This window comes from uncultured Caballeronia sp., assembly GCF_964243625.1.
GTDB lineage: Bacteria > Pseudomonadota > Gammaproteobacteria > Burkholderiales > Burkholderiaceae > Caballeronia.
Map to the genome: position 1 here is coordinate 1 of NZ_CAXTGZ010000291.1, position 7,308 is coordinate 7,308.

The following is a 7,308-nucleotide window of genomic DNA, read 5'->3' on the forward strand; positions in this document are numbered from 1 at the left end:
CGCTTCACGGCGTGATCGGCGCACTGATGGCGCTGCATCACCGGCAAGCGAACGGTGGCAAAGGGCAGGTCGTCGATGTCGCGCTTTACGAAGCCGTCTTCAACATGATGGAAAGCGTAGTGCCGGAATATGGTGTGTACGGCATGATCCGCGAACGCACGGGCGCGTCGCTGCCGGGTATCGTGCCGTCGAATACGTATCCGTGCCGCGATGGCAGCATCGTGATCGGCGGCAACAGCGATCCTATCTTCAAGCGTTTGATGCTGGCGATCGGCCGCGAAGATCTGGGCAACGATCCGACGCTGGCATCGAATGATGGACGTGTGCCACGTACGCGGGAAATCGATGATGCCATCCGCGTGTGGCTGTGCACGCGCACGATCGACGAAGCCCTCGCCGTGCTCAACGCCGCCGATGTTCCCGCGGGACGCATCTACAGCGTGGCCGACATGTTCACGGACCCGCAGTACATCGCGCGCCAGATGATCCAGCGATTTCCGTGGCAGGACGGCCGTGAGATCGCCTTGCCGAACGTCACGCCAAAGCTCTCAGAAACGCCTGGCGGAACACGCTGGCTCGGACCGCAACTTGGTGAACACACCGATGAAGTCCTGCAATCGCTCGGGTATGATCCTGACAATATTGCAAGATTGCGGGCGGACAGGGTGATTTGAGCCTCCGCAAAATATCTCGGCGTTCAACCAAAGCCTCGAAAAATAAAAACGAAGGAGACAAGATGCAACGCAGGACTTTCATCGCAAGCGGCGCGGCGCTCGCTGCCGGCACATTGATAGACGCCCCATTCGCGTTCGCGCAAGCGAAGCTCGAGCATCCAAAGGTTTCGATCGCGGTCGGCGGCAAGAACCTGTTCTACTACTTGCCGCTCACCATTGCGGAGCGCCGCAACTACTTCAAGGACGAAGGGCTCGAGATCGAAATCTCCGACTTCGCCGGCGGTGCGAAAGCGTTGCAGGCCGCGGTGGGTGGCAGCGCGGACGTGGTGTCGGGCGCGTTCGAACACACGCTGCTGCTGCAGGCGAAGGGGCAGATGTTCCGCGAGTTCGTGCTGCAAGGGCGCGCGCCGCAGATCGTGCTGGCTGTGTCGAAGAAAGCGATGCCGAACTACAAGGGCATCGCCGATCTAAAAGGCAAGAAGATCGGCGTGACTGCGCCGGGTTCGTCGACATCGATCATGGCGAGCTTCGTTCTGGCGAAGGCCGGGCTCACCGCGAGCGACGTGTCGTTCATCGGCGTGGGCGCGGGAGCGGGTGCGGTCGCTGCATTGCAGTCGGGACAGATCGATGCCATGGCGAACCTCGATCCCGTCATGACCAAACTGGAACGCTCCGGCGACATCCGAGTGATCTCGGACACCCGTACGCTCGCCGATACCCGCGCGGTCTTCGGCGGCGACATGCCGGCAGGGTGCCTGTATGCATCGCAGAGCTTCATCACGAAGAATCCGAACACCACCCAGGCGCTCACCAACGCGATGGTCCGTGCACTCAAGTGGCTTCAGACGGCAACGGGCAAGGACCTGATCTCGACGGTGCCCGAGGCATACTTGCTCGGCGACAGTTCGCTTTATCTGGATGCATGGCAGCACGTGAAGGAAGCCATGTCGCCCGATGGCCTGATGCCCGCAAACGGCCCGGCGACGTCGCTCAAGACGCTGCAAGCCTTCGACGAAACCGTAAAGAGCAAGCCGATCGACCTGTCGAAGACGTGGACCAACGACTTCGTGAAGAAGGCGTTGACCTCGGTCAAGGCATAAGCGATGCAGCCGACAACTACACCGGTCCCCGCGCTCGCGCTGGAGAATGTCACCTGCACGTTCGTCTCCCGCGATGACCGCCGCTCCCGCTACACGGCGGTCAAGGAGACGACGTTGCGCGTCGCGCCGGGCGAGTTCGTCTCGGTCGTCGGTCCTACGGGTTGCGGCAAGTCCACGCTGTTGAACGTCGGCGCGGGTTTGCTCGCGCCTTCGTCGGGCACGGTCAACGTCTTCGGTACCGAACTTGACGGGATCAACCGCCGCGCCGGATACCTGTTCCAGGCTGAAGCGCTGATGCCCTGGCGATCGGCACTCGACAACGTCACAGCCGGTTTGTCGTTTCGCGGCGTTCCCAAAGACGAAGCGTCTGCGAGAGGCGAAGAGTGGTTAAAGCGCGTCGGTCTTGGCGGGTTCGGCGACCGTTATCCGCATCAGTTGTCCGGCGGCATGCGAAAGCGCGTGGGCATGGCGCAAACGCTGATCCTCGATCCGGACATCATCCTGATGGACGAACCGTTTTCCGCCCTGGATATCCAGACGCGCCAGCTCATGGAAAACGAGTTGCTCGAACTTTGGGCAGCCAAGCGTAAAGCCGTGCTCTTCATCACCCATGACCTCGACGAAGCGATTTCGCTGTCCGATCGCGTGGTGGTGCTGTCGGTAGGGCCGGGCACGCATCCGATCGGCGAGTTCGTGATCGATCTGCCGCGTCCGCGTGATGTGGCCGAAATCCGCTCGCATCCGCGCTTCGTGGAATTGCATTCACAGATCTGGTCCGTGCTGCGGGAAGAAGTCCTGAAAGGCTACAAGCAACAGCTCACAGCCGTTTGAATCGCCCATTAGCTTGCCAACAAGAGCAGATCGATCATGTGGAAAACGTTGCGCCCGAACCGCGCCAACCTGGTTGTATGGCAGTGGCTGCTGCTCGTGCTGTGTTTCTTACTTTGGTATGTGCTGACCAGCCCGACGCTGTTGCCGGCTTTTTATTTCGACGATTCGAGCAAGGCCGCATTTTTCTTTGGCGAACCGCAGAAAGTGCTGTTGCGCATCTGGCAATGGTTCACGACCGGCGAGATCTACGTGCATCTCTGGGTCACGCTGATCGAAACCGTGCTCGCATTCGTGATTGGAACGGTAATGGGTCTCGGGGTTGGTTTATGGCTTGCCCTGGCGCCCATGATGAGCGCGCTCTTCGATCCGTACATCAAGGCCGCGAACTCGATGCCGCGCGTCATCCTCGCACCGATCTTCGCCGTCTGGTTCGGCCTCGGCATCTGGTCGAAAGTGGCGCTCGGCGTGACGCTGGTCTTTTTTATCGTGTTTTTCAACGTCTATCAGGGCGTGAAGGAAGTGAGCCCGGTCGTTCTTGCCAACGCCCGCATGCTCGGCGCCAATCGCAAACATCTGCTGCGGCACGTGTATTTGCCGAGCGCGACAAGCTGGGTGTTCTCCAGCTTGCACACGTCGGTGGGACTTGCGTTTGTCGGCTCCGTGGTGGGCGAATATCTGGGTTCGGCACGCGGTGTCGGATACCTGATTCTCCAAGCCGAAGGCACGTTCGATATCAATACCGTGTTCGCAGGCATTCTGGTGCTCACGGCATTCGCGCTGATCCTGGACGGGATAGTTGCGTTCGTCGAACGCCGCCTGATGAAATGGCAGCCGAACGCCGGCGATACCGAAAAGATGTGACGCGGCCCTCTTGACGCCAATCATTCACGGCTCGATCACGATCTTGCCCGAGACACGCCGGCTCGCCATGTCGCTCAATGCATCGGCGGTTCGCGCGAGCGGATAACGCTTCGTGATGTGCGGGCGAAGCCGGCGTTCCTTGATCCAACCAAAGATCTGCTTCATTGCTGCGCCTGCGAGCTCGGGTTCGTGTTGTATGTGCTGGCCCCAGAACACGCCCACGATGCTGGCGCCTTTCAGCAGCGTCAGATTGAGGGCCAACCTCGGTATCTCGCCGTTGGCGAACCCCACCACCAGATAACGCCCCCTCCATCCGATGCTGCGAAAAGCCGGTTCCGCATACTCGCCGCCAACCGGATCGTAGATGACGTCCGGACCTTTTCCGTCCGTCAGCTCTTTGATGCGCTCACGCAGGTTCTCGCTCGAATAGTCGATGGCCGAATCTGCCCCATGTTCAACGCACAATGCCAGCTTCTCCGCGCTGGACGCCGCAGCGATCACGCGCGCTCCAAGCGCCTTGCCAATTTCAACCGCTGCCAGTCCCACGCCGCCGGCCGCGCCGAGCACGAGCATGGTTTCGCCGGCTTTCAGGCCGCCGCGATCGACCACGGCGTGATGCGACGTGCCGTACGCGAGCGTGACGGCCGACGCGCTCGCAAAGTCGATGTCCTCGGGCAGCGCAATGCAGGCCGCTTCGCGGGCAACCGCCTGTTCGGCGAACGCGCCTTGCGCGGTGTAAGCAGCGACCCGCATGCCTACGCTGAGCCGGCTGACGTTCGTGCCGACCTCTCGCACGACACCCGCGAACTCGGCACCCGGGGTGAAGGGCAGTGCCGGCTTCGTCTGATACTTGTTCTGGATAACCAGCACATCAGGGAAGTTCACGCTGGCCGCCCGTACGTCGATCACCACTTCGTCGGCGCCTGGACGGAGATCCGGCAAGGTTTCGAGCACGAGTGATTCGGGCGGTCCGTACTGGTTGCATCGAATGGCGCGCATGGGGTCTCCATTGAAAAATCCGCTATGCGCCAGTGTAAAACGACGTTGCCGGGGCGTGCGTTCAGAGACGCAGCGTTAGCCATCCGGTCTAATAAAACGCACGAAAAACGCTCGAGATCAACCAGCATTGCGCGGAAAACCTGGCCGTTCGGCCGAGGACCCCACGGCCGGGCCGCGGGCCTACTTTCCTCGGTTACAATCGTCGAATGCAAATCCTACTCAGCAACGACGACGGTTATCTGGCCCGCGGGCTCAACGTGCTGCACGCGGCCATGGAGCCGCTTGGGCAGGTCACGGTCATGGCCCCTGAGCAGAATTGCAGCGGTGCTTCTAACTCGCTGACACTGTCGCGCCCGCTCACCATTCACACGGCGCCGAACGGTTTCAATTACGTGAACGGTACGCCCACCGACTCAGTGCATATCGCGCTGACGGGCATGCTGGAAAAGCAGCCGGACCTGGTCGTTTCCGGTATCAATAACGGCCAGAACATGGGCGAGGACACGTTATATTCCGGAACGGTCGCGGCGGCGACAGAAGGTTTCATGTTCGGCGTGCCGGCCATCGCGTTCTCGCTGGTCGGGCGCGACTGGTTGCATCTTGAAGACGCAGCGCGCGTTGCCGCTGACATCGTTGCGCATTTTCTGGCGCATCCCATGCCGGGCCATCCGTTATTGAATGTGAACATTCCAAGTCTGCCTTACGAAGAAATGGGAGAGTGGCGCATCACGCGGCTTGGCAAGCGTCATCCCTCGCAACCGGTGATCCGGCAAATCGATCCCCGCGGGAACCCGATCTGGTGGATCGGGCCGTCAGGCGACGCGCTCGATGCAAGCGAAGGCACAGATTTTCATGCTATTGCGAACGGACATGTTTCAATCACGCCGTTGCAACTCGATCTCACGCATACCAAGCTGCTGCCCGCCACGCGCGAGTGGGCCGAGGCGCGGAGCAGCCGTTCATGACGGAAGAACGCGCAAAACGCTTCCCGCTGGCACTCGCCGACCTGGTGCGCGAGCCGCGCAAAGCGACTGCGCGTCCCGATGCAAGCAGCAAATCGAACGCCAGGCCGGTCGCGAAGCCGGTCCTGAAGTCGATCGCGGGCGGTAACGGCGCAGCGCGGCCGGCGGGGGCAACGCACAAGGCCAGCGCCGCGACGCTGAAACCCGCGGCTGCAAAGGTTGCGAAATTGTCGACGGCGCTTCATCCCGGAGGGAAGGCCAACGCTGTAGTCAAGCCGGCCGGTGTTGCGGGAACGACAGCAGGAAAGCCGCATGCCGCACCGAAGCCTTCTGCGGTTGTGGCTCACCATCAGTCCGGGGCGTTGCGTTCGGGTGCGCGCGTGAACGAAGCGCGGGACTTCGCCGCGAGCGTGAAGGCTCAGGCGGCGCAGGATACGAAGCCGGTGCAGCAGCCGGACGTCAAGTCCGGTACGGCCCGGAAGACGGCGTTGCACGGAACGCATGGCAGCACGCACGCGTTGACATCGGAACGGGTGCGTGAACGTATGGTCGAACGGCTGCGCGCAAACGGCATCACAGACCTGCGTGTGCTGGCGGCCATGTCAGCGGTGCCGCGGCACATGTTCGTGGACCCCGGGCTTGCGGCGCAGGCCTACGAGGACGCCGCGTTGCCAATCGGTCATCACCAGACGATCTCGAAACCTTCGGTTGTCGCGCGAATGATCGAACTGGTTGCTGCGGGGCGAACGCTGAAAAACGTGCTGGAAATCGGCACGGGCTGTGGTTACCAGGCGGCCGTGTTGTCGCAGGTCGCAACTGATGTGTATTCCATTGAACGGATTCGGCCGTTGTCGGAGCGCGCAAAGCTGAATTTGCGCCCCTTGCGTGTACCGAACATCCGTTTGCATTACGGCGATGGCCGGCTCGGACTGCCGGCAGCCGCGCCGTTCGACGCCATCGTCATAGCGTGCGCGGGGCTCGATGTTCCGCAAGCGCTGCTCGATCAACTCGCCGTTGGCGGCAGGCTGGTTGCGCCGGTCGGATCGCAAACCGCGCAAGCGCAAATACTGACGCTCGTCGAGCGCGTTTCGCCCACGCAATGGCGCGAGTCGCAGCTTGATCGGGTTTTCTTTGTACCTTTAAAATCCGGAGTGATTTGACACCGATGAGTATGTTGCGTGCTAAACGAGAAGTGAGCGCGAACCCTGGTTTGACCGTGGTTCAGCGCATGGTGTGTGTCGCGGCGCTGTCCGTGCTGGCGGCGTGCGCGACACGGATGGACAACGCGCCGGTCGTCGACCGGACCGGAGCTGCGATCGGCACGCAAGCCGCTCAGGACGGTGCCGTCCTGCCGCCGGGTCCGCCGCCGCCAGGCTACTACCGCGTAAAACCGGGTGACACCCTATACCGGATTGCGCTGGAAAACGGCCAGAATTATCGGGATATCGCGTCGTGGAACAACATGACGAACCCGAATCAAATCGAAGTTGACCAGTTGCTGCGGGTAGCGCCTCCGGGTGCAAATCTTGCCGCCGCAACGCCGGGCGTGTCTACCGCGCCTATCGTGGGCGGCGGCGTGCAGGCGCAGCCGCTGACGAGCACTTACGGCGCGAATGGCGCTGCCACCACCAACGGCGCAGGCAGCACCATGCTGCCGCAGGCGCCGGCTTACGGTTCATCGTCCGGCATGGGAACGCCGCAACCTCCGGTACCGGGCGCGACGCCCGGGCTGGCAATGAACCAGCCCGCCACCGGAATCGATAACGGCGCTACAGCGGCTGCGCCGGCGGCCCAACCCGCGTTCATCTGGCCGGCGCGCGGACCGATTCTCGGCACGTTCGACGACGCCAAGAACAAAGGCGTCAATATTGGCGGCGCGCC

Annotated in this window: 8 protein-coding genes; 7 read left to right on the plus strand and 1 reads right to left on the minus strand. The window is 62.0% G+C overall.

What is annotated here, in order from left to right:
* The 4 genes from ACFFAR_RS19195 to ACFFAR_RS19210 all read left to right on the plus strand — a co-directional run.
* Positions 1-674 (plus strand): CoA transferase (locus ACFFAR_RS19195; protein WP_174364123.1); only part of this gene is annotated, 674 nt, incomplete at its 5' end.
* Between the two features lie 62 nt (positions 675-736).
* A complete protein-coding gene (locus ACFFAR_RS19200; RefSeq protein WP_375508277.1) occupies positions 737-1,774 on the plus strand; it encodes an ABC transporter substrate-binding protein in 1,038 nt (345 codons plus the stop codon).
* Between the two features lie 3 nt (positions 1,775-1,777).
* On the plus strand, positions 1,778-2,605 hold the full coding sequence (locus tag ACFFAR_RS19205) for an ATP-binding cassette domain-containing protein (RefSeq protein WP_174364121.1): 828 nt from the start codon (positions 1,778-1,780) through the stop codon (positions 2,603-2,605).
* A gap of 36 nt (positions 2,606-2,641) precedes the next feature.
* The gene (locus ACFFAR_RS19210) at positions 2,642-3,466 is read left to right on the plus strand and encodes an ABC transporter permease subunit (protein WP_174364120.1); all 825 of its coding nucleotides are present in this window, start codon (positions 2,642-2,644) and stop codon (positions 3,464-3,466) included.
* 24 nt (positions 3,467-3,490) lie between these two features.
* On the opposite strand, the gene ACFFAR_RS19215 is transcribed toward ACFFAR_RS19210, so the two are convergent.
* The gene (locus ACFFAR_RS19215; RefSeq protein WP_375508278.1) at positions 3,491-4,465 is read right to left on the minus strand and encodes an NADPH:quinone oxidoreductase family protein; all 975 of its coding nucleotides are present in this window, start codon (positions 4,463-4,465) and stop codon (positions 3,491-3,493) included.
* Between the two features lie 206 nt (positions 4,466-4,671).
* Between ACFFAR_RS19215 and surE the strand changes: the two genes are divergently transcribed.
* From surE to ACFFAR_RS19230, 3 genes are all read left to right on the plus strand, one after another.
* Positions 4,672-5,430, plus strand: a complete 759-nt coding sequence (gene surE, locus ACFFAR_RS19220; protein WP_061999542.1) for a 5'/3'-nucleotidase SurE — start codon at positions 4,672-4,674, stop codon at positions 5,428-5,430.
* Complete coding sequence (locus ACFFAR_RS19225) at positions 5,427-6,587, plus strand: protein-L-isoaspartate(D-aspartate) O-methyltransferase (RefSeq protein ID WP_375508279.1); 1,161 nt, start codon at positions 5,427-5,429, stop codon at positions 6,585-6,587. Before surE ends, ACFFAR_RS19225 begins: the two co-directional genes overlap by 4 nt.
* 5 nt (positions 6,588-6,592) lie before the next feature.
* A partial coding sequence (locus ACFFAR_RS19230; protein ID WP_375508280.1) for a LysM peptidoglycan-binding domain-containing protein occupies positions 6,593-7,308 on the plus strand: 716 nt, incomplete at its 3' end.

Bases quoted from the DNA above. Each gene is read 5' to 3' on its own strand.
- surE (WP_061999542.1), top strand. From the start codon at position 4,672: ATGCAAATCCTACTCAGCAACGACGACGGTTATCTGGCCCGCGGGCTC.
- ACFFAR_RS19215 (WP_375508278.1), bottom strand. From the start codon at position 4,465: ATGCGCGCCATTCGATGCAACCAGTACGGACCGCCCGAATCACTCGTG.
- ACFFAR_RS19205 (WP_174364121.1), top strand. From the start codon at position 1,778: ATGCAGCCGACAACTACACCGGTCCCCGCGCTCGCGCTGGAGAATGTC.
- ACFFAR_RS19225 (WP_375508279.1), top strand. From the start codon at position 5,427: ATGACGGAAGAACGCGCAAAACGCTTCCCGCTGGCACTCGCCGACCTG.
- ACFFAR_RS19200 (WP_375508277.1), top strand. From the start codon at position 737: ATGCAACGCAGGACTTTCATCGCAAGCGGCGCGGCGCTCGCTGCCGGC.
- ACFFAR_RS19210 (WP_174364120.1), top strand. From the start codon at position 2,642: ATGTGGAAAACGTTGCGCCCGAACCGCGCCAACCTGGTTGTATGGCAG.